The sequence below is a fragment of the Pseudomonas sp. N-137 genome (genome assembly GCF_034555295.1).
Lineage (GTDB): Bacteria > Pseudomonadota > Gammaproteobacteria > Pseudomonadales > Pseudomonadaceae > Aquipseudomonas > Aquipseudomonas rhizophila.
Window position 1 is genome coordinate 819,881 of sequence record NZ_JAXUDQ010000006.1, and the last position, 26,288, is coordinate 846,168.

A 26,288-nucleotide genomic window follows, 5' to 3' on the forward strand; every position below is an offset into this window, starting at 1 on the left:
CTCCCCTGCCATGTGTCCACCAACATTCAAGAATGGAGAACAATATGTCCGTTTCATCATTAGGTTATGTGGTCGTCGAAGCCAACGACCTGAACGCATGGACCAACTACGCACGAGACATCCTGGGCGCAGAAAGCAACCAGGTCGGTGATGCACTGGAGCTGCGTGTCGACGACAGAGCCTGGCGCATCCGTGTCGAACAAGGGCCGCTGAACGATCTCAAAGCCATCGGCTTCGAAACCCTTAATGCTGCCGGTTTCGCCGACGTACTGGCCAAATTGGACGCCGAGGGCGTCAAGTACACCGTCGACCTCGAACTGGCCAGGGCGCGGGGCGTAGTGGAACTGGCACGCTTCACCGATCCCTCCAACGTGCCTATCGAAGTTTTCTACGGCGCGACCTCCATCTTTCAAAAACCGTTCGTCTCACCTGTCGGTGTGCAAGGCTTTATAACCGGCGAGCAGGGCCTCGGCCACATCGTCGTCGCGGTGAAAGACGACGTCGAGTACCAGGCGTTCTGGAGCAAGCTCGGTTTCAGGCTCAGTGACTACATCGAGTTCGAGCCGATGCCAGGCCTAAAATCCAAGGTGACATTCATGCATTGCAATCCGCGTCACCACTCGCTTGCGTTTGCCACCGTTCCAAGCCCGAAGCGGATCATCCACCTCATGCTGCAAGCCCAGCGTTTGGACGACGTCGGATTGGCGCTGGACCGTGCCAAGAAGACTAGCGTACCGGTGGCCTGGGATTTGGGTCGCCACACCAACGACCACATGACCTCGTTCTACATGCTTACGCCGTCGCAATGGGAGATCGAATACGGCTGGGGCGCGCGCGAAATCGACGACAACACCTGGACTGTCGAGCGTCACGACTCGATGAGCATCTGGGGGCACGAATTGAAGATCAAACCCGAGGACCGAATCCATGGCTAACGGAAGAATCATCGAAGTCAATGGCATCAAGGTGCACTACCACGACGAAGGGGTTGGCCCGGCGCTAGTGCTGCTGCACGGGTCCGGCCCCGGCGCCAATGGCTGGTCCAACTTCGTGCGCAACATCGCGCCTCTGGCCAAGACGTTCCGCGTCATCTGCCCCGACCTGCCGGGCTTCGGCAAGTCGGATATGAAGCCAGCATCGTCGCCTATCCCCGGCTGGTGGGGCGACATCATCGTCGGCCTACTGGACAAGCTCAGCATCGAAAAGGCGCACTTCGTCGGCAATTCGATGGGGGGGATGATCGCCCTGAAGATTGCCTTGGAGATGCCTCAACGCGTTGACCGCCTGATTCTGATGGGGCCCGGTGGTGGCTTCCCGGTTAGCTCAGTATTCCCAACCGAAGGCATCAAGACGCTGGCAAACTTCTACGACGGTCCCGGCCCTTCACTCGAACGACTCAGAGGTTTCATCAATCAATTCGTGTTCGACCCCTCGCAGATCACCGAGGAACTGATCCAACAACGTCTCGAAGCGGCACTGGACCCGCGCATAGTGGCGCAACCGCCCATGCGTCCGGGACCCGCGGGCATGCCGGAAGAACTATGGCGCGATGCGCGGCTTGCCAAACTTCCGCATGAAACCCTGATTATCTGGGGCCGCGAAGACCGCGTACTGCCGCTGGATACCGGATTCGTGTTGATGAAGCAGATCCCTCGCGCCCGATTTCTGGTGATGCCTCAGTGCGGTCACTGGGTGCAGTGGGAGCATGCCGATGAATTCAATCGCACAGTCCAGGGGTTTCTTACGCCATGAGCAACCGTACGGAGTTCGACGCCGACGTAGCCATCATCGGATATGGCCCTGGCGGCGTGGTCGCGGCCAATGTTCTGGGTAGGCTTGGGGTAAAAACCATCGCCATCGAGCGATTCCAGGACATCTACTCTCGCGCCCGTGCCGTGACAGTGAATGACTGGACCATGCGCATCTTCCAGAACTTGGGCTTGGCCGAAAAAATGAAGGACATCATGGACGTCACCCACTCGCTGCGCTGGGTAGATTACGAAGGTCGAGAGTTGACCTCACTGTCATTTCCGCCGGGCGAGTTCGGCCACGCCACGTCCTATGCCATCTACCAGCCGGAGATGGAGCGCGTGCTACGCGAGGGCGCCAAGCGCTACAACAGCGTAAGGGTGAAGTTCGGCCATGAGATGACCGGCCTAGACCAAGATCCGGATGGTGTGACAATCCAGGCCAAGAATCTCGAAACCGGTACAATCGATACTATCCGAGTACGTTACATGCTGGGTTGTGACGGTGGTTCCAGCTTGACCCGCGAGAAACTTGGCATCAAATTGATCGGCGACACCTTGCCAGTACGCTGGGTGGTGATCGACTGCCGCGTGAAGCGCTGGTGGCCTAACCGACACAAACTCACGTTCTGGTCAGACAAGAAGCGCCCTGTTGTTGATATTGCGCTGTCGATGGGCAACCACCGCTGGGAGTTTCCGCTCAACCCGGGTGAGTCCGATGCCGACTTCCAGACGCACGAGCAGTTGTGGAAACTTCTCAACTCACTGGGCGTAACCGAAGATGAGGTAAAAATCCACAAGCATGCCTTCTACAATCATCACGTACGCCATGCCGAGCGTTGGCGTGAGGGTCGCATCTTCCTCTGTGGTGACGCCGCGCATCTGATGCCGCCATGGGCCGGCTCCGGCATGCAGTCCAGTATCCGCGATACACAGAACATCAGCCTCAAGCTGGCAGACGTGCTCGCCGGACGCGTTCCCCAGTCGATTCTAGACACCTACGAGGTTGAACGAGCTCCCGACGTGGAGCGCTATACGCAGATCTCAGTCAGCCTGGGCATGATCATCAAGCGCGAACTCGGCGATGAGCAGATCAACGCGATGATAGAAGCCGAGCGCGCGTCCAGCGATCTACCGGCGGTATTGCGTCCGCCCCACTACCAGCGCGGTTGGCTTCAGAAAGGCAACGGCTGTAAAGAAGTGGTTGGCAAGCTGCTACCGCAACCTCGAGTGGCGAACTGCAGAGGCCAATATGGCTTGTTCGACGAGGCGCTTGGCAGCGGCATCACGCTGCTGGGCGCCAATGTCGATCCGATCAGCCGGCTCAGCGCAGAGCAAAAAGCAGCATGGGAATCGCTGGAAGCCCGCTTTGTCACCCTGCGCTCCGTTGATCAGCATGTTCAATCCGACACTGACCTGATAGATATTGATGGTCATCTCATTGCTTGGCTCGACAAGCACGGAGTGGATGTCGTAGCAGTGCGCCAGGACAAGATTATCATGGCTGCCAACGGCAACCTGAACTTGCCTACTCTAGCCTGAGTGAGTGTATCCGAGGAACATGCACCCGTGCTTCGCTGCCGAGGATCAGAACCCCTCGGCGGCCAGAGTTAGGTGCACCCGCACAGCCATCCTGCTACTGCACTGGGGGGGCACGCTGGATATGAACGTGGTGCGCGATCACTTCAGGACATTCTTCGGCCGGAAACTGAAAAAGACATACATGCATATCACAACCGGAGCCTACCCATGGCAACTTCGTCGCGATAGAGGAAAATTGCGACCATATTGATACACAGCCTTTCCGGCACGGGCGCGAGTGCCGTAAACGGGTAGTTGGAGGGCACAGCCGCAGCCAACCGACTCGGCCACCGTCGGAAAATCGAATATGGCTGGGGCGCGCACGATCGACGACCACGCTAGGAGAGATTGAAGAATGGCGTTGGGTGCAGAAGCAGTTCGAAAAGCTGAAGCTTCACAGGAAACATGGCGACGGCATTAACATCTGGACCTGTCAGGTCAAAGGACCTCGGAAGAAAGCTAGACTCAAATGTTACTTGCTAGAAAAACCAACGCTGTTGTTCGAAACCATACTTGCCGACAATCCTTTTCTTAAAAATCGAGCTTAAACTCCATAGCATTCAGACGAGCGCGGCGACGCTTCCCCTCTCATGGCGGCGTTCAAAGAAATTCCTTTCGGATATCGATACTCGACCGTTCGCCAATATTGCGGTAGTTCTCCGTGAGCCACGCCTCGGCCTCCCGTCGTCCGTTGTCGCGCAGTCCGCAAAGGAAGTCCCAGCCTGCGTTGTACTTGCTGGACACGCTGAGCGCGCACATCGCTGCGTCGGATCGAATGGAGTGGATCAGCATCTCCTTCATCTCACCGCGATCGACTTTGCCTTGCTGGATGAGGTCGGTGACAAAGGCGATGGTGCGCATCTCACGCATCAGCGAAGAGTTGAAGCTGATTTCATTGATGCGATTAAGGATGCTGGCAGCTGTAATAGGCACGCCCGGGCGGACGAGTGGGTTGATGTGGACAATCACCACATCGCGCGTATTGCAGTGGTAGATCAACGGGAAAATGGCCGGGTTTCCCATATAGCCACCATCCCAGTAGTGCTGGCCGTCGATCGTGATCGCCCTGAACAATGTTGGCACACAGGCCGAAGCAAGCACCGCTTCGACGCAGACGTCCTCGTCCGAGAAGATGCGTATCTTCCCCGTCTCGACATTGGTTGCGCACAGATAGAGGTGGAACGGGCATTGCCTTCGCAAAGCAGCGAAATCGATCTGCCCCTCCAGCACCTCCCGCAATGGATTTAAGTTTTGGCGATTGAACTGGTAAGGCGAGAAGATACGAAGCGCCATGTCCGCGAACGCATACATGGGCGAATGGTCCAGCCCGAAGCTGTGCGTCCCTTTCAGCCATGGCGTCCAGCGTAACGGATTATGACGCTCGGCGGACTGCGCCACGGCGGACCAGAAATTATGCAGCGCCTGGCGTGCGCCAGCCTCGTCACCCTGCAGCATACCGTAGGCCAGCGCAACGGCATTCATCGCACCGGCACTGGTTGCGCTCACCCCCTCAATGGCAAGCCTGCCGTCCTCGAGCAACCGATCGAGCACACCCCAGGTGAACGCGCCGTGCATGCCGCCGCCCTGCAAAGCCAGCGCGACCGGCTTGCGCTCATCATTGCCCCGATGCGCTCCGTTCTTCGTGGTCATTCTTGGGCTCCTCGCCGGTGCTGAGCGGCATCGAGCGCTTGGCGCGGTGCTTCGCTCCGTTACACACTTACCGACGACACGCCGATGCTTGATTCAGCGCCCTGCGTCATCGATCGTTCACCCCCCGCTTGGTGCCCATGCATCGAGCAGCGCCTTGGCTTGTAACAAATCAACGCTGTCGAAGCCTTCGGTGAAGAAACTATAGATGTCGGCCAGCATCTGCCTGGCCGCCTCCTTGCCTTGTGTTTCCCATAGCTGAGCAAGGCTCACTGTGGCTCGTAGCTCGAGTGACTTTGCCCCTTGTTGTCGAGCGACCGAGATTGCCTTGTGAAAGCATGCTTGCGCTTGCTGCTGCACGGAAGAATCCAGTCTGGCTTCGCCCGAACATTGGAGAATAAGCGTTCCCTTGAGCCGGTACAGTTCTGCTTCGTAAAAGTGCTCGCCTGTTCTGTTCACCATCGCCAGGGCGTCGGTCACGGCATCCAGTCCTGCCTGCGGTTGCCCTACACGCCCGTGAGCTTCGGCAAGCAGGGCCAGAAAATAAGAACATCCAAGCTCTGCTCCGGCTGCCTGGTAAGTGGCGATACCCTTGGTTATCTGAGTGACTCCCTCGTCAACATTTCCCTGCTCGGCGCAAGCCCAACCTTGGAGAATAGTCCCCCACGCCAAAAAAAACGGAAACCCTCGTTCGAGTGAAAGCTTGATGGCGGCATCAGCGCACTCTTCGGCGAGTCGTACGTCGTGCCGAAACTGTCCTAGTACCGACGTAGTAGACAGGGTGCAGGCCAAGCTGAACGGGTGGGAAATCTTCATGGCCAGAGCAAGGGCCTCCCGGCTGCGTATGCTTGCCTGATCGGGGAAACCCGAGTACCAAAGGCACCAGGCCGAAAATGTCAGGGCATAGCCCGGATCCATGCCGTACGTAATGGCATGTGTGCGATGACGGTCCGGGTTGTAGAGGATACGCGCCCGCTCCAGGTATTCATGGGCATTGCGCAGATCACCCTGAAAAAGCAATGCCGAACCGAGTGCGCCATGGGCTTCCACGAGCAAGTCCGGATCTTGCGCAGTTTGCGCAATACTGAGCAATCGTTCACCCAGTTCGCATGCAGTTGAGTATTGCGCACGCAACTCGTAGTAAGTCCCCAGCCCCAGCAGCGCAGGGAAAAGCACTGAGTCGTCGCCTACTTGTGCACATAACGCCAGTGCGCGGGTGTAGGTGGCAGCCACCTCGGGCGCACCATAGCCTCGCACGGCCATCAAGGCCAGCCCCAGGGCGAGTAGCAACGTCAGTTCCTGATGATCACGCGCGGGCGTGTCCGGCAAATGCTCGAGCAATTCCAGCGCCGCGCTGAGGTGGTGCATCGCATCGAGATGGGCGGAGTGCTGCAGGGCCTGTTGCCCGGTACGGTACAGATATTCTACGGCCTTCGGGACATTGCCACTCAGCCTGTAGTGGTGCGCCAGTTCGCTGCAGTAATCCGCGATGCGGGTGGGGAACAGTGCCTCGATGGCCTGCGCCGTGCGTTCGTGCAGTGCACTACGCCGCTCCGTGAGTAGCGAGTAGCCCGCGACTTCCTGGGTCAGCGCATGCTTGAACGAATACTCCACCTCCGGATATGCGGGTCGCTGGTAAATAAATTCCGCAGCCTCCAGTCGGGCCAGCAGATCACGCAAATCGTCGTCCATCCGAGCGCCCCGTCCATCATAGATGCGCTGGATCAGACTGAACGCAAACTCCTTGCCGATGACGGAGAGCGTCTGCAGCAATTCCTTCTGCGCAACGGGGAGCCGGTCGATACGGGCGGCGAGCACACCCTGCACAGTGGTGGGAATATGCAGCGCGGCTGGAGTCTGCTCGATCCGGTAACGACCGGGTTCGCCGAGCAGCGATTTCTCCTCGACCAGCGTTTGGACCACTTCCTCCATGAAAAATGGGTTGCCCTCCGTCTTCTCCAGGATGAGCTGTTTGAGGGGGACAAGAGTGGGATCGTCCCCAAGCAGGGCCGCGAGCAGTCCCTGGGCTTCGGCCGGGCCCAGCGGTTCGAGCCGCAGCTGGCTGCATTGACCCGCGCGCGTCCACGCAGGCTGGTACTCGGGCCGGTAGTTCACGAGGAGCAGGATCGGGACACTTGCCACGCGGTCGATGAGGTACGCGAGGAATGCTTCGGTCTCGCGGTCCAGCCATTGCAGGTCCTCGAACAGCAGTTCGATCGGTTGATCGCGGCTCTCGCGCGCCAGAAGTTGCGTAATCGCGTCGAAGATTCGATCGCGCCGGATCTGAGGATCCATTTCTGCAAGCGCCGAACTGTGTTCGCCAATACCCAGCAGATAGAGCAGGTAGGGCACGAGATTCTCGAAACTGCGCTCAAGCGTCAGGACCTTGCCCATAACCTTTTCCCGGCACCGTCGCTCGTCGTCCAGGGCAGTGATCTGAAAATAGCTTTTCAGAAGCTCGATGAGCGGAAAATAGGCAAAAGCCTTGCCGTGCGACACCGAGAACGTCTCCAGCACCAGACAGCCGCGCCACGAGCGTTCCTTGAACTCATGGAACAGCCGTGACTTCCCGACCCCGGCTTCGCCTACCACCGCGACGACCTGTCCGTGGCCCGCCTTGGCCTGATCGAGCGCCTGATGCAGGTGGCCCAGCTCTACCTGGCGGCCGATGAATCTGGCCAGTCCGCGATGTGCCGCCAGTTGCAGACGCGTGCGCAGCGCGCCGACACCCTGCACTTCGTACACGACGAGCGGCTCGGGGATGCCTTTGACCTGGGTGGCCCCCAGCGTTCTGAACTCGAAATAGCCCTCCGCCAGCTTGTGGGTGGACTCGCTCACCAGGATTGACGATGGCGTAGCGATTCCCTCCATTCGGGACGCAATATGAATCGTGTGCCCGACCGGATCGTAATCGGTGTGCAAATTGTCCGTGCGGATCGAACGCACAACGACCTCTCCGGTGTGGACGCCAACACGGATTTGCAGAGGAATGCCCCTCTCCAGACGAATGCGGTCGCTATGTCGATGTATCGCCTGTTGCATGCGCAACGCTGCATACAGCGCCCGCTGCGGATGATCCTCGTGGGCGATAGGGGCGCCGAACAGCGCGAGGATGCCATCGCCCAGCGACTTGGCCACGTAGCCTTCGTAGTAGTGGACGGCTTCCATCATCAGCGCGATGACGGGTTGGATCAGGTTTTGGGCCTCTTCCGGATCGAGGTTGTGGATCAGCGCCATTGAGCCAGCCATATCGGCAAACAGTGCCGTAACGGTCTTGCGTTCGCCGGCGGTCTCGCCCCGGGCTTCCATGGCCGCCTGTTCAGCGCGGATGCGCTCGGCAAGATGGTGAGGTGTGTAATGAATGGGCTCTGAAGAAGGCCCTGAAACAGGCCGCGAGCGTGGTGATGACACAGCAGGCGCATCGGTCAGCGACGCGCCACATTCACTGCAGAATTTGGCGGACAGGCCCGCCTCGTGGCCACAGCGCGGACAGCTACGAGACGGCCTGGCGCCACACACTTCACAGAGGCTGGCCCCGGAAGGATTCTCGAATCCGCAGTTTGCACAGCGCATACGACCTCCTCCCTTGCCTGGTACCTACTACTTAACATTAGGCGCCGGACCCGCTGGCCGCAAGACGCGACCGGACAAGACACTCTCTCCCCTTGTACCTGACGTCGATCTCCGCACAGTAAAGGGGCTGAGACATTGCAAACGCCGAAGCCCACTGCAAAATTCGCCATTCAGAAACGCTCATATCAGTGCCAAATATTTCGCGCAGTTACTATAAAACCGTGTTCGGCAATGTCGCCTTCGGCCTACGCATGATATGCACTTAGCCAAAAGTCTACCAACAGCCGATTGCCGCCCTCTGATCAAAGTAACTCGGGGTGATCGGCATTTTTGGTAGCCGATCGCTTATGGTTTGGTATGCCCACTAGGCGCTTACGAGACCATTTATCATCACAGCTCTATCCGGCCCTTAATTTTTTATACATTTTTAGAATGACATAGAAATATTCCTTATTTCCTCTATTCCATCTCGAAGCGCGCGCGATTCTGGGATCTATTTCGACCACACCACCAATTATTAACCACCATGACCGTGTTACTTGATTGATCTCGAGCCAAATAAGAGCTCGCTACGTCATCCTCGCTAAATCGCGTTGGTAGCGTGAACGCATTACAAAAGTGATAGTCTCCACATTGGATCCATTACCGCTGATAAACCAACCTGAGATAAGATCTCGCCCCACTGACTTGGGACGAGGCCCTAAACAAAAAAGGCACCACGTTAGGAACCGGATAGATGGAATGACCTCATCGAGCAAAAGATCCGAATAAAACAGCCACTGCCAACAGCTTCCCGGCAGGTAGGTGATGTAGAGATGTTTCGCGAGAGGCCTATCCATCAGAAATGGAGGTCCGTTCGCACATGTCTTCGACCAACTTTAATCCGCTGGCTAAAATTTTCTATCGCCCCATCGACGCAGCATTGCGTTGGTGCAATCTCATTCGATTTGAAACACAAATCGTGCAGGCTGCTTGGTCCTATCCAGAGGAACTCAGGCTCCTATTTCCCCAGTGGCCATGCCTAAAAACCAATACCGAGGTAATTTATGACGCCGTCCGCAATGGAGAATTGCCATATGGCTGTTTAGGTATTTCGGTGCCCCGAGGTACCCCCGTGGAGCTCACTCTGTTGACGGTTCGACATTCAGACCTGCGTCATTGGATGCAGATCTACTACCCCGACCAGAAGCCCGACTTTCTATTCGAGTCAGGCGACAACACTCGAGACAAAATTAGCTTGGGTGTTTACTTTGCACTCCAGGCCGAGCGGGATACCCTCCTGAGAGAGCGGAATACTCTGCAACGTCAGCTCCAAGATGTCGAAGCTGACCTTCGGAAGCTGGGACTTGAACAGGAAAGCCTTAAATTGTTGGTGACTACTCAGGGGCAGCTCAGCGAGCGAAGCGAACACACCTACCTACAGATCATCGGCGCCTTGCTCAACACCTTCTTGGACTCGTCACCTGCGGGCAAGCCCCTCTCCGTATTCAGGAGCCAATCCGCAATCGTCGATGCTATTACCGCACGCCACAATGACATTCCCGGTCTCAGTAAACGGACACTGGACGCGAAGTTTGCTGCAGCCAATCGTAGCCTCAAAAAAAATACCTGAACCATCGCATTGCGCTGCAACGTCTTGACTTGCAGTGCAATGACTCTCTCCCATTTCAGGTATTCAATTCAGGTCACTTCCCACTACGCGCCAATTGGCGCCAGGAGTGACCATCATGTCCAACCAGCTCTCACCTATTGCAGACCTACTCCAACCACCGCTCGAACGTCACATCATGCGTCGTGACGAGGTAGAACGTAAAACCGGCTTCAAGCGTGCACACATCTACAACTTGATGAAGGAAGGTAAATTCCCTCAAGCCAAACGCATTGGACTGCGCGCAGTCGGCTGGGACTCACTGGAGATCGAACAGTGGATCACTGAGCGTTTGGCGCGGCAGGCCTGATGCCATGCGTGTAGTATCGGTGGTGTCCACCAAAGGTGGCGTTGGCAAAACCACAGTAGCTGCCAATCTCGGCGGTCTGCTGGCGGATGCTGGCCTACGCGTCCTGCTGCTCGATCTGGATAGCCAACCCACCCTCTCCAGCTATTACGCCTTGAGCCAGAAAGCTGTTGCTGGTGCGTACGAGCTCATTGCACTCAACTTAACAGCGCCTGCGCAGATTGTTTCCAGGACAGTGATTGCAGGGCTCGACCTGATAATCTCCAATGACGATCAAGGCCAGCTGAGTACCTTGCTGCTGCACGCCCCTGACGGGCGATTACGGCTGCGCAATTTGCTCGACACGTTCAGCCCCCGTTATGACCTGCTTTTGATCGATACCCAAGGCGCACGTAGTGTGCTGCTGGAGATGGCCATCCTGGCCTCCGAATTCGCCGTCTCGCCCATCACGCCAGAAATGCTCGCCGCCCGCGAACTGCGGCGCGGCACTTTGAGGCTGCTGAGCGAACTCGAACCGTTCCGCCACCTGGGCCTTACACCGCCACCCTTGCGATTGCTACTAAACCAGGTGAATGCCATTCGGGTGGACACACGGATGATCACCCGCGGCCTACGCGAAACCTTTGCCAAGACTGCGAATATCTCGGTTCTAGAAACCGTAGTTCCAGACCGAGTGGCTTATCTCAATGCCGCCACCCTTGGCCTGCCGGTCCACCGAATCGAGACGCGCCAGTCACGTGAACGACGCTCGCCATCAGCGCTGGAAACCATGCAAGCGCTGGCCACCGAGTTGTTTCCGGAATGGCGCGAAGCGATCTCTACGGTGAGCAGATACACGGAGGTTCGATGAGACGAATCGATAAGCCCGCATTTCTCGCCCAGTCATTTTTTTTTGTTCGACCTTGAGGCCAACAGTGTTTGGCAAGGAGTCTTTTGATGTTGGATCAGTTTCCCATCATCGCTCAGCCATCCATTCGACCACACCACCCACCTTGCGAGGAGTACTGCACCGTGGTCTTCCGTCTGCAAGGGGGACGCTCGGCGATGGGTTGGTTCCTCGCAGAACTGTCCCGACACTTCGACGGCTCGGGTACTGCCGAGATCGTCAAGTTCGAGGTCGGTGACCATTTGCGTAACCGGCGTTAACTGAGGCGGTTCCGATGAAGAAGCTCAGTCAGGAGGAAATCACCGACAAGCTGCACCAGGACCACTTCCCTCGGAGTCCAGAACTGGAGCGGCTGTCCGATCCAGTCATTGACACACCGATGCTGGTCACCTTGGAGCAGTTGCGGCCCTACGAACACAACCCGCGCTTCATCCGTAATCCGCTTTACGACGATATCAAGGCCTCCATCCGTGAACGCGGGCTGGATCAACCACCTCCGATTACCCGCCGTCCGGGTGAAACCTATTTCATTATCCGCAATGGTGGTAACACTCGCTTGGCGATTCTAGGCGAGCTGTGGCAGGAAACCCGCGACGAGCGCTTCTTTCGCATTCATTGCCTGTTCAGACCTTGGAGCAATGAAATCACCGCGCTGCTCGGCCATCTGGCCGAAAGCGATCTGCACGGCCAACTCACCTTCATTGAGCGCGCACTGGCCGTAGCCAAACTCAAAACCATGCTCGAACCGGATGGAGCTGTGCTCTCGCAACGAGAGCTGGCACGACGTCTTGCCGCTGGAGGCTATCCAATTTCGCAGTCGCACATCAGCCGAATGCTGGACACCCTTGAACACCTACTACCCGCCATTCCACAAACCCTGTATGCCGGATTGGGCAAGCCCCAGATCGAACGCCTGATCGCTCTGCGTAACCAGGCAGAACGAACCTGGAACCGTTATCCAACAGTCACCGTTGTGTTTACCGAGTTTTGGCTCGAAACCCTGGGTCACTTCGATACAGCCCCTGAGTCCTTCGATCTTGAGCAAATCCAGGATGAACTGCTCGAACGCATGAGCTGCTTACTCGGACAGTCCTACCGTATGCTGGCCCTGGAGCTGAGCGATACCCAACGGGTCATCTCGACGTCAGGCGTTGTCGTCACCACGCCCTCGGAGAACATCCATCTGCCGCGCGTTGATGAAGCCGCGGCAGGACCTCCCGCCTCCGAGTCCCGTCCCAAATCAACTGAAACCAGAACCCAGACCGAAACAGCGGGAGAGGAACTACTCACAAAGCCCGAAACGAATGTCGTATCAGCAGTCAGCCCGCCGTCACGTGTCCAACAGATTCGCGAACAGATTGAGCGCGGCACTGCCGCTGAAGTAACACCGACCGTCGAAACCTGCGCGATCGACGACATCTGGAGCATCGCACCAGCACTGGATACCCCCGAACAACTGCGTTTAGCCATCGCAGGACTGGCACGGGAAATGGCGGCCTATGCCGGACATCCCGAGAACATCATCGATCAGAAGCTTGGCTTGGGCTTTGCCTTAAATATGGAGCAACTGGACCTTTCAACACCGCGCGCGACTGGCGTTCACCTGCTGCTCCTGGCCCTGTTGCGCGCTCAAGACGAGGTGAACTGGGAAGATCGCCAGCAACTGCCCTCAGCCCTGTTCGGCCAGCTGTTGCTGGGGGTTTACCAACTTCCGCTGCCAGAACGTCCCGCCGTGGACGTAGGATTGGAGCGACTGCCCGACAGTCTGTTAATCAAACTGTATCGCCTGATCCGCCTGGCCCGCCGCCTGATCGACTTAACGCTTACCCCTAAAGACAACTCACCGAGGGAGCTGCCATGAGCCTGTCCTTCAATGTGCTCAACCAAGCCATGCTGACCCAGGTGCTGCACGAACTGCGCCTGGGTAATCTGCAACGCTGCAAGGCACTCGGACTGGGTGAGGACGACATCTACCTGTTGCAATCTTTACCGCCCACCACCCTCTCGCGCCTGGCCCATGCCACCGTACCCTGGGTTGAGGTCAAGATTGACTCGCCGGTGCTGCATCGCTTGATCGAACAAGCCGAACGCGACGAACAGAACGAACGATTGATCAACCGAGCGCTCAAGCTCGGCGCCAGCAGCACCATCATGTATCAGTGCTTCGGTTTGTCGCATTCGGAAACCGCTCTGCGTCGACGTCTGCTAAAGATAGAAACCCGTAAAGGCCGCCCTCAGCATTTGAGCGAAGCGCAGGAACATGCGCTCTGGCAGCGTTGGTGCCAGCTGCGCGCTCAAGACGGTACCGGGGATCAGCTCGACGCCATGATGATGCTGGCGGAGGAGCAACAGATCAGCTTGACCATCGTTTGGCAGCAAATCGACCATTTCAGCAACGGAACATGAACACTGCCCCTTCCAGTCGCTGGCAGCGTGTCCTGCAGCAATGCACCCAGCAGCTGAGTGAACGTTGGCCCGCACGCCCGACCACTGAGCAACCCTCCAACCAGGCTTTGCAGGCTGGCTTCCTGTTCAGTGGTCAATCACACGAAGTCGTGCCGCGTCGCCTGCTGTTGGACAATCGGCTGACGCCATTGGAACGTAATGCCTGGCAGGTATTTCGACTCATGCTGCAAGGCCAGGGCATAGTCACTCCACGCTATGAAGATTTGCAGCCTTACCTGTCGAGCGTGCCCTATGGTGCGTCAGCCTCCCGTGAAACCATCGCTCGCGTGTTGACGATGCTCAGACTAACCCGCTGGCTCAGCTTGGTGAGTCGCGGACGCGATCAGCTCAGCGGACGTCTTCAAGGCTCGCTGTATATCCTGCACGATGAGCCGTTAACCCCTGCCGAAGCCATGGAACTGGATCAGGACTACTTGGAACTGGTCGGACATTGCCTCAGCCATAACACCAAGGCGGTGCGTATTGTCGCGCAGCACATTCTGGAAGAAATTCGCCAGGATGCCCATATCGATCTGGGTCAACTCCCCACCCGGCTCGACAGCTGGGGCGAACACTGGACGCAGCAAGGATTGGATCAGGCAACCGATGGCGCGATGCACGATTCCGAACTGGGGGAAAATCTCCTCGTTCGGAATCGTGCAGACCCTCGTTCGGATTCCGAACCGGGATTGAATGCCAGTGTTTCCGGCACCGTTCGGAATCCGAACGCCGCCTGTACTGTATTAAAAGAAAGTACTTGTACTGTACCGCGCGCGACCCCAGCGGTGGATAACCTGCACTGGCCCGATCCGCTGCACCTGAGTCCAAGCGAGCGTCAGGCCGTCGCCGTAGCGTTGAACAAGCTCAAGCCAGCGGATCGTCAGGCGGTGCTCAACGAAGCCGGCGTACGCTGTGCGGCCGGAGGTATCCGCAAGCCAGCGGCCTATCTGATGGGCCTGATCCAGCGTGCATTGAAAGGCGACTTTCGTCCTTGGGCCGGTCAGACGGGACCCTCACCCGTTGCAGAGCCGCCCTCAACAGCACCGTCACGCCCGTCCCGGCAACAGGGAGAACCCGCTTCCGTCCTCGCCCAAGCGTGCCTGAATGAGTTGCGGCAACTGCGCAGCAAACGCTCTGGGACGTCAGTAGATTTGATGCCAGTGGCATCAAATCTACTGAGCTCTACTGTGAGATCGCAAAAGGCCGAACCTGCGCCGACCGATACAGCCATCGCCATCCTTGGAAATGATGCCACCGGCGTCACTCGTGAACGTCTACGAAATTAACCCTCTCACACCAAACCGAACAGACCGCATTCAGCTTTTTGGCTGCCCTTGACCCTCATCTGTCGCAATGTTCCCGTCCAAGCTTATGCGAGGACAACACCGTGGCCGATCACTATCAACTCAACCTGGGTTCATTGCGCAGCAGCATCACCCTGACCCTGCACACTCACCACGCTGCCCGTATCTGGCAAGGTCGGACCGCACGCGAAGGCGTCCACTCGATCATGGGCATGGCCGGCTACATCAGTGTCACCAACCTGATCAAACAAACCGCGGCCCAGGACGACCCCTATGCCGACTGGGCCATCGTGCAACTAGAAGAAAAACTGATGCAGGCCAAAGCTGGGATGCTGGAACTGACCCAACAGCTGGATCGGATCAGGCAGGACCTGCCGACACAGATCGACATGGGCGACAACCTCAACATCCACCCCGTTACCTTGCCGTTGTACATCGGCAGCCAGCTGGGTTTTCTGGCGGTCTACCTGCTGACCGATTACGACACCCTGGTGCGTCGTACCCTATTGGCCCATCACACCGCCTTGATCGGCCGTGTCGACATGGAAGCCTGGATCGACGACGGCGCCCATCTGCTGCGCAGCCTGTTCGGCCAAGCGCAACGCTATCGGCATGCTGGCGTCACCCGCGACGACATGGCGGCGAACAATGCCCGTGCCCTGGCGGCCATCGAGAAACTGGGGTTGCCTCCGATGGACATCCTTGAGGGGCATCGCCGCTCCCAGTTCGCGCCGCCAATCGTTCGTCGTGGTGCTGTGACAGTGGATGACGCTGACGCGTTGGCAGAGCAAGCGAGAGTGCCATCTGCGACAGTGGATGAGCCGGAGGACGACGCATGAATCCCCTGACTTCGGCTCAACCAATGCCCCTCGAAGCGTTGACACCGGATGCCTATCGACAGCTCGAACACGCCGCCTCCCTAAAAGGCCTTTTAAAACCTTTTAAGGGTAAGGGGGAGTTGGAGCACCTGGCGCAGGTGGCGAGGGAAATCGAGGCGCAGTTATGTCACCTGATGGAGGCTGTGGTGCAGCAGGCCGGACAACCTCCTTACTCACTGCTGGATATTCGATTGGTGCTGCAGAACACCAGCGCTGGCAGCACCTTTTTGCGTTGGCGCACCCGTGACTTCGCCCGTATGGGGATTGCGGTCTGGGAACGCCAAGTCGGCAACCAAGCCCTGCCGCAGATGGTGCGTGAGGGTTTGCACCGTTTCGAATGCGAGCGCATTGCACTGAACCTACAGATGAGTGTGGTGCATTCGCTCTACCGCCAGGCCACGACCTGCGCGATCAAAATGGCCAGTGCCCAACAGTTACTGCGCCAATTCACAACCGCAGTGGAGGTATCAGGATGAGTACTTTTTTCGTCGGCGAAGGCAATATCGGCAGTGCGCCAGAGTTCCAGGAGTTCCCATCAGGCAATGACGAGCCACGGCGTTTGCTACGGCTGAATGTGTACTTCGACAACCCCGTACCACGCGAGGGCAGCTATGAAGATCGAGGCGGCTATTGGGCGCCGGTTGAGCTCTGGCACCGCGAGGCTGAACACTGGAGCACGTTGTACCAGAAAGGCATGCGTGTGTTGGTCGAAGGCCGTACCGTGCGCGATGAGTGGGAGGACAGCGAAGACAATGCGCGGGTCACCTTCAAGATCGAGGCCCGTCGAGTCGGCATCCTGCCTCATCGGGTGCACAGTGTAGTCATGCGGGAACGATCCAGTGAACCGGCGTCATCTGCGACACCCGCCGGGCAAAATACAGAGCAGGCCAGTTCACCTGCGTCGAAACTCAAAAAACGCAGAGGATAGCCACCTACGGTCTGACAGAATTCAGGCATAAAAATTGCGCCTTTGCGCGAAGTTGCTGGCCTACTGTTACTCGCTGCTCGTGAACACCCACCCTGTCGCCCACGCTAGAACGAGATAGTAGCCTCGGATCTTCAAGGCTGCCTTCACCGACTAACATGAGGTACCTGCAAGTCAGGTTTCTCATATCTCACAACGGCTGCTTCCAACAACGCTGCTTTGAACTCAATCCGGAGCAGTTCTATGCGTCTCTTTCTCTGCGAGAAACCTTCCCAAGGTCGGGACATTGCCAAAGTACTCGGAGCCACCCGGCGCGGTGATGGCTGTCTGATCGGTATCGACTCAACCGTCACCTGGTGCATTGGCCATCTGCTGGAGACGGCCCCACCCGAAGCTTATGGCATTCAGTACAAGAACTGGTCATTGGATCATCTACCGATCATTCCCAAGCAGTGGCAAGTCGAGGTCAAACCTAAATCTGCGACACAGTTCAAAGTCATCAAACGCCTGCTCAGTGAAGCCACCAGCGTCGTCATCGCGACCGACGCCGATCGCGAAGGTGAGATGATTGCCCGGGAGTTATTGGAGCTCTGCAAGTATCGAGGTCCCGTTGAGCGCCTCTGGTTGTCCGCACTCAACGAGGCCTCGATTCGCAAAGCACTGTCCTCGCTGAAGTCTAGTCAGGAGACCTTCCCGCTCTATCATTCAGCCCTCGCCCGCAGCCGCGCCGACTGGCTGATCGGCATGAACCTCAGTCGCTTGTTTACTCTCCTCGGACGGCGGGCGGGATACGATGGCGTACTGTCGGTCGGACGCGTCCAAACACCCACTTTGCGCTTGGTGGTCGATCGGGATCGCGCGATTGCCAGCTTCGTCTCAGTGCCCTACTGGGACGTAAATGTGCACCTGTCCTCAATGGGGCAACCATTCATCGCGTCGTGGCAACCACCCAGCTCAGGACGAGATGAGGCCGGTCGTTGCCTGCAGCAGACGCTTGCCCGTCACGCGGTCCAAGCGATCTCTAGCGGTATGACCACCACAGTACTCTCGCTGCAGACTGAGCACTCCCGCGAAGCGCCACCGCTGCCCTTCGACCTGAGCACACTGCAAGAAGTCTGCTCGCGCAAGTTGGGTCTCGGCGTCCAGGAAGTCCTGAACATCGCCCAGGCTCTGTACGAAACTCACAAAGCCACCACCTACCCGCGCAGCGATTGCCGCTATTTGCCAGAGAGTATGTTCAACGAGGTACCCGCGGTATTCGAAGCCCTGCTCAAAACGGATCCCGCGCTGCAGCCCTCATTCGGAAGACTCGATCGATCACTGCATTCCCGCGTGTGGAACGATGCCAAGGTCACCGCGCACCACGGCATCATCCCCACCATCGAACCGGCGAACATTGCGCGGATGTCCGAACAAGAACGCCAAGTCTACGAACTGATCCGTAGCCACTACCTCGCGCAATTTCTTCCGCATCATGAGTTTGATCGAACCCAGGTCGTACTGCAGTGTGGCGAAGAACGATTGACTGCTGTTGGCAAACAGATCCTGGTCCAGGGCTGGAAAGGCTTGCTCTGCGAGAACACCGAGGAGGATGAGCCCAATCACAAGTCCCAAGTTTTACCCGTCTTGCAACAGGGTACTCAGTGCGCAGTGGACGACGTCGAACTCAAGGCCCTGCGCACCGCCGCTCCCAAACCTCTCACCGAGGGCGATCTGATCAAGGCCATGAAAAATGTGGCCAAGCTGGTCAACGACCCACGCCTGAAACAGAAACTTCGGGACACCACCGGTATCGGTACCGAAGCCACGCGAGCCGGCATCATCAAGGGGCTGATTGATCGCGGTTATTTGCTGAAGAAAAAACGTGCCTTGATGGCCTCAGCAGCGGCCCATACCCTGATCGAGGCGGTACCCGCTGCAATCGCAGACCCCGGCATGACCGCGATCTGGGAACAGGCCCTGGACGAGATCGAAGCGGGACGCCTGTCCCTAGATGCATTCATCGACAAGCAGGCGAACTGGATTGCGCAGTTGGTCGCACACTGCGGAGCACTCACCTTGGCGGTACCTGTCGAAGCCGGCCCGACCTGCCCCATTTGCAACGCCTCAATGCTCAGGAGAAAGGGGAAATCAGGGCTGTTCTGGTCATGCTCCCAGTACCCCGGCTGTAAGGGTGCAATTCCGATCAGAAAAAATACGCGTCGCCCATGACGAGCCATTGGAGATCGACAGGAGTATTACTGATCAGTGCATCATCAGCGGCGGCTGATCCCTCTCCAAGTCGCTTAACGGTTGTCCGATTTCACGGGCCAAGGCGATGCCTGTCGCAATCCATATCTGCCCCAGTTCGTTAAACGCTTTCAGGTGAGCAGGATCTTCGTTGAGCCAATGGACAAGATTGTCGAAGTGCTCAGGGTTATCCGGGCAATCATGGATCATGATGAACAGCTCCAGTGTTCGATCCCAAATCAGATCCATGACGTTCTCGCTCTTCTCTTCCATGCTCAACCGTTCCTCAGCTTGGCCCTACAAGACCGTTCATTCTCACTGACCACCTCGGACTCTGATTCCTGGAGGAATAGAAGCCACGTCGCAATACACAGCAATTTCAGCCAATATAACAACCTTATAAGTCGATACTCAACCTTTAAGGATGTTCATGTCAACGAGTCTTTGCTCAACCATTCGGGTTGAACTGGAGAACTCATCACTTGGCACATAAACATCCAACCCAAGCCCAAATCGGGCGCATGATCGCGAAGCACCGGACCGAGCGTAATCTGACCCAGGAAGAGGTGGCTGAACGCATGGGGATCGGCAGTGAAGCCATATCGCGCCTAGAGCGGGGTGTGGTGGAGCTTTCCGTGGTCAAGCTGATGCAGTTAGCGGATATTTTCGACTGCCGGATGGATGAACTGCTGACGGAGTCGAGTAATCGTCCCAATGACCAGGGCCAGATGATCGCGGGTCTGCTGAACGGTCTGAAAGAAAGCGACCGTGCCTTTATCCTGGCTACCGTCGAACAATTGGCTGCTCATCTCGGCAGTAAGTAACCTCTTTCATCGCGCTCAATGTAGTGTCCCATGAGGGATCGCCCACTGGCTTGACGTCATCCCGCCCTCTCTGCTGTAGTGCCTCAGGATCATCGCCAACGGCGACCCAAGACCGATTCGCTCCGGGCAGCTCGGTCGAACTCATTGAGTTCGGAGCCTTCTCTTCTGTGGGATTTCGCTCCCGTTTTGTGCTCGACCTGATCGTGGTGGCGGATGACCACTGTTGCCTCTAGGGCAACAGCGGTCATCCGCTTCGGCGATCGTATTCAGTCCCGGAGCCCGCCGGGGAAACACCGGGCACCCTTTGTGCGCGGATGCGTGCCAGTAGCTTCCGACCCAGGCCACGACAAGGGTCGGTTGGCGAATCATGGCGCAATTAAACCAAGTTTTGCGAGGAGCTTGTCGACTGCGTAAGAACGCCAAAGGTGGCTTTTCTCTTCCTCGCCTGGCTATCCGTCAGGCCCACTCTTCATTTTTTCATTCCAATAACTGCCACTGTATTCCGGCCTTAAAAAATCGGGTTGCAGCGTCTTGACGCTCCCCTGTGACAGGCTTATACAAAGGGCGTGGTTCGCTGTCGTTGACAGCCCAGCCCAGGTAGCTTGAACCTTCAAGGCTACGCCACGTTCGTGGTGGTTTACCCAAGTGCGATCAGCGTTCGGAAGCTCGCGCGGTTACCGCTTCAGCGGTGATGAATGCCCACTACTCTATGCCTGCGGATCACCACCGCAGACGCTCCTCTGCTGCACTGCTATTCCCCAGACGCATGTTCTGATCGTCATCGGCTTGCCGGTGCCGAGTCGTTCATTGCTCGCCTTCACCTTACCCACCCTGACGGGGGCTCACTTCCCCGTCAGGGACTGTGGGTCGCCGTTTTCCCTTGAAACAGGAGAACCACCATGGCCCACGCCAACCAACCCCAAGAAGCGATCACTTACTTCAATCTGCACACCGTCGGTATCGGCTACCTCAACCGTGTTCGTGAAGTACAAGTCCGCCGCGGCCAACCATTCATGGCCTGCGATATCGCAGCCCTGCACGGTGCCACCGATGCTGTGGAGTACACACGCTTCGACTGCAAAGTCGCTGGGGGCGAAGCTGAACGCTTGATTCGTCTCAATATGGACGCCGTCAACGCCGAGAAAAAAGTCTTGCTGTCGTTCCGTATCGGCGATCTGTGGATCGACCCGTTTCTCTACGAGAAAGGCGATAAACAAGGTCAACCGGGCGCCAGCCTGAAAGGTCGTTTGCTGTTCATCGACTGGATCAAGGTCAACGGCACGTTCGAGTACAAAGCGCCCGCCAGGCAGGAAGCAACAGCACCTGCTGAGCAAGCGCCAAACAGTGAGTCATCCCCACCATCAGCTGATGCCGAAGCTGAGGGGATCGAAACCCCAACAGACGCTCGGGTCGAACCTGAATCTCCATCCACTACCCGCACGGCTCGCCGTGATGCCACCCGTACCGTTCAGTCCGTCTGAACAGTCCACGATGCTCCTCATCAAGGCGCTCCGTCGAGCGCCTTTTCTTCAATCAGCACAGGAGAACCTTATGGAATCCTTCTGGCTTTGCGACGAGTGCCTGTTCGCAACGGCTTACGAGGACTACAGCACGTTGTCGCTCTATTTCACGACGAATGAAATCGAGAAACGCATCGCTGACATCCATCGTGGACTGGTTCGCTTAATGCCCATCAGTGCCGACTTCGACCCCGAAGCCGGCTGGGGAATAAGAGCCTTTTCCCCGTTGCCCTGCGACGGCTGTGGTTCGCCCCTACACGGTCAACGCCACCGATTCACTCGGCTGTAAACAGCGCGCCAACGACTAACACCCGCGACTCTACATCCACCTCGGGGACACCGCTCCCCTCGGGTGTGTACCCCTGATTGTTCCCTTCGGAGGTACCACCATGAGCACCCAACTCACACTGATTGAAACCTCGGATTTCGAGGCTGATCGTATCGTCCAAGAAAACCAGGTGATCGACGAAGCGCTGCATATTCTGGATCGTCGGCTGTTCAACCGCGGCCCTATCCTGACCGCCCCAGACACCGTAGATGCTTACCTAAAACTGCATCTTGCGCACCGAGACCATGAAGTCTTCGGTGTGATCTTTCTCGACGCCAAGCACCGTGTGCTGGCGTTCGAAGTGCTCTTTCACGGCAGCATTGATGGCGCCAGCGTTTACCCCCGCCAAGTCGTTAAGCGCTCCTTAGCGCATAACGCTGCGGCCGCCATTTTTGTTCACAACCACCCCTCAGGGTGTACCGAACCCAGCCAGGCGGATCGCGTCTTGACCGCACGGTTGAAAGAGGCCTTGGCCTTGATCGAAGTGCGCGTACTGGATCACTTCATCGTGGGTGAAGGTCGTCCGCTCTCCCTTGCCGAATACGGCTGGCTTTAACCCTCACAGGCGTCTTCGGGCGCCTAGTTCATTTTCATTCCGGAGCCCCCTCATGAATCTCACACCCCAAGCCGTAGCCCTGCTGGCAGCCTCAAACCCATTTGCTCGCGGTTACGACAACCTGCATATCGAACGGCTGCTACTGATCACCTACGAAAACGACTGCCCTCCCTGCTTTCGACCCGTGCATGACGCACAAGCCCATCTGCCCGACGATGAGCTGCAACTGTTCCCCTGCCTGTTCAATGACGATTTCGCCTTGATCACCGAAGGCCAATCCATTCCGGATGAGTTGGATGAACGCTGTCAGTCCACCGGGCTGGTGCGCCAAGTGATCTACGCCGTGATTGGCGAGATGCTCAACGAGCAGCATCATGTCGGCGATCTGTACTCCCAGGAAGAAGCCCAAGCCATGGTCCATCGCTTGAGCTTCGAAACGGGACACTACAGTCGAGCCTGGGAGATCAGTACCGCACACCTTCCTGAAGAAGCGATGCTCTATCTGGAAGGGTGGATCAGTCACTCCGCTCCGAGGCAAACCGGCCTCTTGTTCGAGCTGTTCACGTTGTCGGATTGCTGTGGCATCGGTTGCAAACTGATCGGCACGCCATGGACCGACGATAACCTGGTGAAGATTGAGGGCCGTCCTTACTCATCGCTGAGGCAAGAGCAACTCGATGCCGGTACGCCAGTAGCGTTGATCGAGGTGCTGTACCTCGCGGCATTGGCGGATGTGCGATTATTGATCTTCGATCCCGACGCTGCCGTCTTGGATGGGCTCGCCATTTTTGATGAATAACAACGTGTTCAGCGTTAACACGACCCGCCTTAAATCAACTTTCTCACTGAATCGCTCCTTCACCTCATGTCAGGTTCTGCACTGAATCTGACATGAGGTTTTTTCCATGGAGCGTTTTTTCACGCCTGCCTGCCTGCTGGGTTTGTTGAGCGCCTGCACCGCGCAAATCCCCAACCCATTGCCGACCCATCCAGAGATCAACGGTGGTTTCAATCGAGCCCAACTCTCGAAGGGCACAGCCGAAGCAAGCGATCCGACAGAACTCCGCTATGGCCGCTATACGCTGGTCAGCACTGAGCCCACCACGGAACAACGCGATCTTCTCGCCCAAATCATCGACGTGAGTATCCCGTCCAACCTGAATCCTTCGGTACAGGATGCGTTGCAGTACGTATTGCAGCGCTCGGGCTATTCGCTCTGTCCAGCTTCCGCGTCGGTGAAGGTGCTGTTTACCCGGTCTCTGCCTGCAGCCCATTACCGGCTCGGCCCGATCTCTTTTCGCCGCGCGCTACAAGTGCTGGTTGGCCCCGCCTGGCAACTCACGACCGATGAAGCCAGCCGTTCGGTCTGCTTCGAACAGCAGAAAACGGATGTCGGCGTCGCGCTGCTCACACCCGTCTCGCCCCATCAGTCGGAGCCACGCCCATGAAAGCCACAACGTTTCAAACCCTTATCGTCGGGCTCCTTTGCCTGGCAATTGCCGGCCTGAGTGGTGGTTTGTATAACCAGTATCAACACGTGGCCGACCTACAGAGCACGAACACGCAATACCGACAAACCCTGGACACCCTGCAACGTGATTCAAACGCCCTCAAGGATGCACAGGAGCAGCTGCAGTTCGCGCTGAAAGACCTGAAGCAGATGGTCGATAGCGGTGAGCAACAGGCCAATACCCTCGATCCGATGTTGGATCAATGGGCGCAAGAGATACAGGAACTGCGCGATGGTCTGGCAGCCCGTGCCACCGCGGCCGACATGACAACGCTACGCGCACGCCTCGAGCACGTCGAGCAGCAGCTCATGGACCTCAAGACCCAGCCATCACTCCCACCACCGACGTCTTCCGCGACCAAGCCGAAACAGACCACTCGCCCCAAGCCCATCCCCCTCTCACCACCGTTCTCAGTGCTGGGTGTCGAGTCCCGCGGGGGTGAGCGCTTTCTGGCGGTCGCACCCCATGGCAGTCGCTCGCTCAGGGATGTTCGGCTACTGCATAGCGGCGAGCAGCTCGGAGCCTGGCACCTGAAAGTACTGGAGCCGAACTCAGCCATCTTCGCGGTGACCGCTCAGCCAGACCAGACCGTGCACCTCCCTTGAGAAGCGATCATGAACAGAGCGCCACTACTCCCCGTCGCCTGCCTGGTTTCGCTACTGACCACAGGTGCTGCGATGGGTAACCCCATCACGACACAGTCACAGATCCAGGACACACCGTCCGCTCCGCTGGGGCGCTCTCACTCTGAACAGGCGGCAAGCTGGGGCCTGACGGAGCAGGAGTGGACGCGCTTCGAACAGATCCAAGCCGGCCCGCGCGGTTTCTGGAGTCCGGACCTCGATCCGTTGACCGCACTCGGGGTTGAAGCCCAGACCGACCAAGAGCGCCAGCGCTATGCCGAATTACAGGTAGCGCTGGAAGCCAAACGCGCCGAGCGCGAATTGGCCTACCAAAACGCCTACACCGCGGCCTGGGCCAAGCTGTTTCCCGGGCTGCTGCCGATCCAGGGCATGGCATCCCCGTCCCCTGTCAGCTCATCGGTCGTGCCGCGCCAATCTCTATTTGTGGAGGACCACTGCCCAGCGTGCACCGCCGAAGCGCAGCATCTGCAAAGCAGCGACACGACGTTCGATATCTACCTGGTGGGCAGCCAAGGCGAGGATGAACGCGTCCGTAGCTGGGCTCGGCAAGCAGACATCGATCCGGCCAAGGTTCAACGCCGGCAGATCACCCTAAACCATGACCGTGGTCGCTGGTTCAGCCTGGGTGCCCCGGGGCCATTGCCTGCCAAATTTCAACAGGTGAATGGACGATGGCAACGCCTCGACTGAGTGGTATTGCGCTCCTGCTGACGGTGCTCGCCGCCCCGGCTGACGAACTTCCGCCTCCGGCCTACCAACTGGCGGCGCATGACGCCGATATCCCTTCTACGGTGCTGTTCGCGATTGCCCTGCAGGAGAGTGGTATCCGCGTCCGGGGTCGACTGCTGCCCTGGCCCTGGACCCTGAATATTGCCGGTAGCCCTTACCGCTTCGCTACTCGCCAAGCCGCCTGTCACGCCTTGCTTCAGGCGCTTGCCCGACATGACGCCAAGCGGGTCGATGCCGGACTCGGCCAAACCAACCTGGGTTATCACGGGCAACGCTTTTCCAGCCCTTGCGAAGCCCTTGATCCCTACCGAAATCTCGCCGTAACCGCCGCGCTGCTGCAGGAGCATCACGCTTCCACCGGTGATTGGGTGTTGGCTGCCGGGCGCTATCACCGTCCGGCAGGAGGCGCGCCGGCAGCACGCTACCGTGCTGGCTTTTCCCAGAGACTCGAACAGCTGCTGATTTCCTTTGAACAGGGCACACCACCATGAAGCGAATCCCCCTTACCTACTATTTCACCCTGCTCTTGGCACCTTTCGCCCAGCCGGAACTGACCGTAGCCGGGGATCAGCCTAGCGACTTCACCCGACCCCATTTTCAAGTTGCCGGGCCGTCATTAAACAACAAGACCCAGCCTGATCGGACCATGCGTGCGGACCTGTCCACGTTTGCCGATGAAGCCTGGATATTGCCCGTCCGCAGCTCTCACTTGAGCCCCGGCCAGATCACGTCTCGCGCCCTGAACATGCCGGGCTTGCGACCATTTTTCCTGGTCGGGGAGGATCCCCAGTCACTGGCTTGGTTGCGTCAACGTGCGGCCGAACTGCACGAAATGGGCGCGGCCGGCCTCGCCGTCGAAGTGGCCGACACCGAAGCTTTGGCGCGGATTCGAACAGCCGCTCCGAACCTCACCATCCTGCCGATCAACGGTAACGACATCGCCACCCGCTTGCAGATCGAGCACTACCCCGTCTTGATCACTGCCACCTCACTGGAACAGTGAGT

At 57.8% G+C, this 26,288-nt stretch carries 27 protein-coding genes and 1 pseudogene; 25 read left to right on the forward strand and 3 right to left on the reverse strand.

From position 1 onward, the window contains the following. Positions 1-44: 44 nt before the first annotated feature. The 4 genes and pseudogenes from T3A99_RS05890 to T3A99_RS05905 all read left to right on the forward strand — a co-directional run. Positions 45-935 carry a VOC family protein gene (locus T3A99_RS05890; RefSeq protein WP_322834092.1) on the forward strand — a complete coding sequence of 297 codons (891 nt, stop codon included), beginning with the start codon at positions 45-47 and terminating at the stop codon, positions 933-935. Next, positions 928-1,752, forward strand: coding sequence for an alpha/beta fold hydrolase (locus tag T3A99_RS05895; RefSeq protein WP_322834093.1), 825 nt, complete (start codon positions 928-930; stop codon positions 1,750-1,752). Before T3A99_RS05890 ends, T3A99_RS05895 begins: the two co-directional genes overlap by 8 nt. After that, positions 1,749-3,290, forward strand: coding sequence for a bifunctional 3-(3-hydroxy-phenyl)propionate/3-hydroxycinnamic acid hydroxylase (locus T3A99_RS05900; RefSeq protein ID WP_322834094.1), 1,542 nt, complete (start codon positions 1,749-1,751; stop codon positions 3,288-3,290). The genes T3A99_RS05895 and T3A99_RS05900 overlap by 4 nt, the downstream gene beginning before the upstream one ends. Positions 3,291-3,673: 383 nt before the next feature. Beyond that, a pseudogene (locus T3A99_RS05905) lies at positions 3,674-3,877 on the forward strand (conjugal transfer nickase/helicase domain-containing protein); the annotation flags it as partial. Positions 3,878-3,929: 52 nt separating this feature from the next. Here the strand turns inward: T3A99_RS05905 and T3A99_RS05910 are convergent. Next, entirely contained in the window at positions 3,930-4,979 is a 1,050-nt protein-coding gene (locus T3A99_RS05910) for a patatin-like phospholipase family protein (protein ID WP_322834095.1), read from the reverse strand. 117 nt (positions 4,980-5,096) lie between these two features. Continuing rightward, the gene (locus T3A99_RS05915; RefSeq protein WP_322834096.1) at positions 5,097-8,549 is read right to left on the reverse strand and encodes an adenylate/guanylate cyclase domain-containing protein; all 3,453 of its coding nucleotides are present in this window, start codon (positions 8,547-8,549) and stop codon (positions 5,097-5,099) included. An 862-nt stretch (positions 8,550-9,411) separates the two neighbouring features. Here T3A99_RS05915 and T3A99_RS05920 point away from each other — a divergent pair. The 11 genes from T3A99_RS05920 to T3A99_RS05970 all read left to right on the forward strand — a co-directional run bounded on the left by T3A99_RS05920 (position 9,412) and on the right by T3A99_RS05970 (position 19,153). Beyond that, entirely contained in the window at positions 9,412-10,161 is a 750-nt protein-coding gene (locus tag T3A99_RS05920) for a hypothetical protein (RefSeq protein WP_322834097.1), read from the forward strand. Positions 10,162-10,276: 115 nt separating this feature from the next. Beyond that, positions 10,277-10,507 carry an AlpA family transcriptional regulator gene (locus T3A99_RS05925; protein WP_322834098.1) on the forward strand — a complete coding sequence of 77 codons (231 nt, stop codon included), beginning with the start codon at positions 10,277-10,279 and terminating at the stop codon, positions 10,505-10,507. Positions 10,508-10,511: 4 nt separating this feature from the next. Next, complete coding sequence (locus T3A99_RS05930) at positions 10,512-11,354, forward strand: ParA family protein (RefSeq protein ID WP_322834099.1); 843 nt, start codon at positions 10,512-10,514, stop codon at positions 11,352-11,354. Positions 11,355-11,440: 86 nt separating this feature from the next. Continuing rightward, the gene (locus T3A99_RS05935) at positions 11,441-11,650 is read left to right on the forward strand and encodes a hypothetical protein (protein WP_322834100.1); all 210 of its coding nucleotides are present in this window, start codon (positions 11,441-11,443) and stop codon (positions 11,648-11,650) included. Positions 11,651-11,664: 14 nt separating this feature from the next. After that, a complete protein-coding gene (locus T3A99_RS05940; protein ID WP_322834101.1) occupies positions 11,665-13,251 on the forward strand; it encodes a ParB family protein in 1,587 nt (528 codons plus the stop codon). Then, complete coding sequence (locus tag T3A99_RS05945) at positions 13,248-13,796, forward strand: DUF2857 domain-containing protein (protein WP_322834102.1); 549 nt, start codon at positions 13,248-13,250, stop codon at positions 13,794-13,796. The genes T3A99_RS05940 and T3A99_RS05945 overlap by 4 nt, the downstream gene beginning before the upstream one ends. Then, positions 13,793-15,121, forward strand: coding sequence for an STY4528 family pathogenicity island replication protein (locus T3A99_RS05950; RefSeq protein WP_322834103.1), 1,329 nt, complete (start codon positions 13,793-13,795; stop codon positions 15,119-15,121). Before T3A99_RS05945 ends, T3A99_RS05950 begins: the two co-directional genes overlap by 4 nt. A 101-nt stretch (positions 15,122-15,222) precedes the next feature. Further along, positions 15,223-15,978: a PFL_4669 family integrating conjugative element protein gene (locus T3A99_RS05955; RefSeq protein ID WP_322834104.1), complete on the forward strand. Its 756-nt coding sequence runs from the start codon at positions 15,223-15,225 to the stop codon at positions 15,976-15,978. Further along, positions 15,975-16,493: a DUF3158 family protein gene (locus T3A99_RS05960; protein ID WP_322834105.1), complete on the forward strand. Its 519-nt coding sequence runs from the start codon at positions 15,975-15,977 to the stop codon at positions 16,491-16,493. Before T3A99_RS05955 ends, T3A99_RS05960 begins: the two co-directional genes overlap by 4 nt. Then, positions 16,490-16,945: a single-stranded DNA-binding protein gene (locus tag T3A99_RS05965; RefSeq protein ID WP_322834106.1), complete on the forward strand. Its 456-nt coding sequence runs from the start codon at positions 16,490-16,492 to the stop codon at positions 16,943-16,945. The genes T3A99_RS05960 and T3A99_RS05965 overlap by 4 nt, the downstream gene beginning before the upstream one ends. Before the next feature lie 240 nt (positions 16,946-17,185). Further along, positions 17,186-19,153: a DNA topoisomerase III gene (locus T3A99_RS05970; RefSeq protein WP_322834107.1), complete on the forward strand. Its 1,968-nt coding sequence runs from the start codon at positions 17,186-17,188 to the stop codon at positions 19,151-19,153. Positions 19,154-19,186: 33 nt separating this feature from the next. Here the strand turns inward: T3A99_RS05970 and T3A99_RS05975 are convergent, their stop codons facing one another. Beyond that, positions 19,187-19,444: a hypothetical protein gene (locus T3A99_RS05975; RefSeq protein ID WP_322834108.1), complete on the reverse strand. Its 258-nt coding sequence runs from the start codon at positions 19,442-19,444 to the stop codon at positions 19,187-19,189. A gap of 209 nt (positions 19,445-19,653) precedes the next feature. Between T3A99_RS05975 and T3A99_RS05980 the strand changes: the two genes are divergently transcribed. The 10 genes from T3A99_RS05980 (at position 19,654) to T3A99_RS06025 (ending at position 26,286) form a co-directional block, all read left to right on the forward strand. Continuing rightward, positions 19,654-19,995: a helix-turn-helix domain-containing protein gene (locus tag T3A99_RS05980; RefSeq protein ID WP_223510747.1), complete on the forward strand. Its 342-nt coding sequence runs from the start codon at positions 19,654-19,656 to the stop codon at positions 19,993-19,995. Between the two features lie 899 nt (positions 19,996-20,894). Continuing rightward, positions 20,895-21,476: an STY4534 family ICE replication protein gene (locus T3A99_RS05985; RefSeq protein WP_322834109.1), complete on the forward strand. Its 582-nt coding sequence runs from the start codon at positions 20,895-20,897 to the stop codon at positions 21,474-21,476. 70 nt (positions 21,477-21,546) lie between these two features. Next, on the forward strand, positions 21,547-21,804 hold the full coding sequence (locus tag T3A99_RS05990) for a hypothetical protein (RefSeq protein WP_322834110.1): 258 nt from the start codon (positions 21,547-21,549) through the stop codon (positions 21,802-21,804). 100 nt (positions 21,805-21,904) lie between these two features. After that, positions 21,905-22,399 carry a RadC family protein gene (radC, locus tag T3A99_RS05995; protein ID WP_322834111.1) on the forward strand — a complete coding sequence of 165 codons (495 nt, stop codon included), beginning with the start codon at positions 21,905-21,907 and terminating at the stop codon, positions 22,397-22,399. A gap of 52 nt (positions 22,400-22,451) precedes the next feature. Further along, positions 22,452-23,198 (forward strand): ABC transporter substrate-binding protein, encoded by a 747-nt coding sequence (locus T3A99_RS06000; RefSeq protein ID WP_322834112.1) that lies wholly within the window; start codon positions 22,452-22,454, stop codon positions 23,196-23,198. A 106-nt stretch (positions 23,199-23,304) separates the two neighbouring features. Then, positions 23,305-23,847: a PilL N-terminal domain-containing protein gene (locus T3A99_RS06005; protein ID WP_322834113.1), complete on the forward strand. Its 543-nt coding sequence runs from the start codon at positions 23,305-23,307 to the stop codon at positions 23,845-23,847. After that, entirely contained in the window at positions 23,844-24,515 is a 672-nt protein-coding gene (locus tag T3A99_RS06010; protein WP_322834114.1) for a chemotaxis protein, read from the forward strand. The genes T3A99_RS06005 and T3A99_RS06010 overlap by 4 nt, the downstream gene beginning before the upstream one ends. Before the next feature lie 9 nt (positions 24,516-24,524). Beyond that, complete coding sequence (locus T3A99_RS06015) at positions 24,525-25,244, forward strand: TIGR03759 family integrating conjugative element protein (RefSeq protein ID WP_322834115.1); 720 nt, start codon at positions 24,525-24,527, stop codon at positions 25,242-25,244. After that, a complete protein-coding gene (locus T3A99_RS06020) occupies positions 25,226-25,774 on the forward strand; it encodes a lytic transglycosylase (protein WP_322834116.1) in 549 nt (182 codons plus the stop codon). Before T3A99_RS06015 ends, T3A99_RS06020 begins: the two co-directional genes overlap by 19 nt. Beyond that, on the forward strand, positions 25,771-26,286 hold the full coding sequence (locus tag T3A99_RS06025; protein ID WP_322834117.1) for an integrating conjugative element protein: 516 nt from the start codon (positions 25,771-25,773) through the stop codon (positions 26,284-26,286). The genes T3A99_RS06020 and T3A99_RS06025 overlap by 4 nt, the downstream gene beginning before the upstream one ends. The last annotated feature ends 2 nt before the right edge of the window (positions 26,287-26,288 follow it).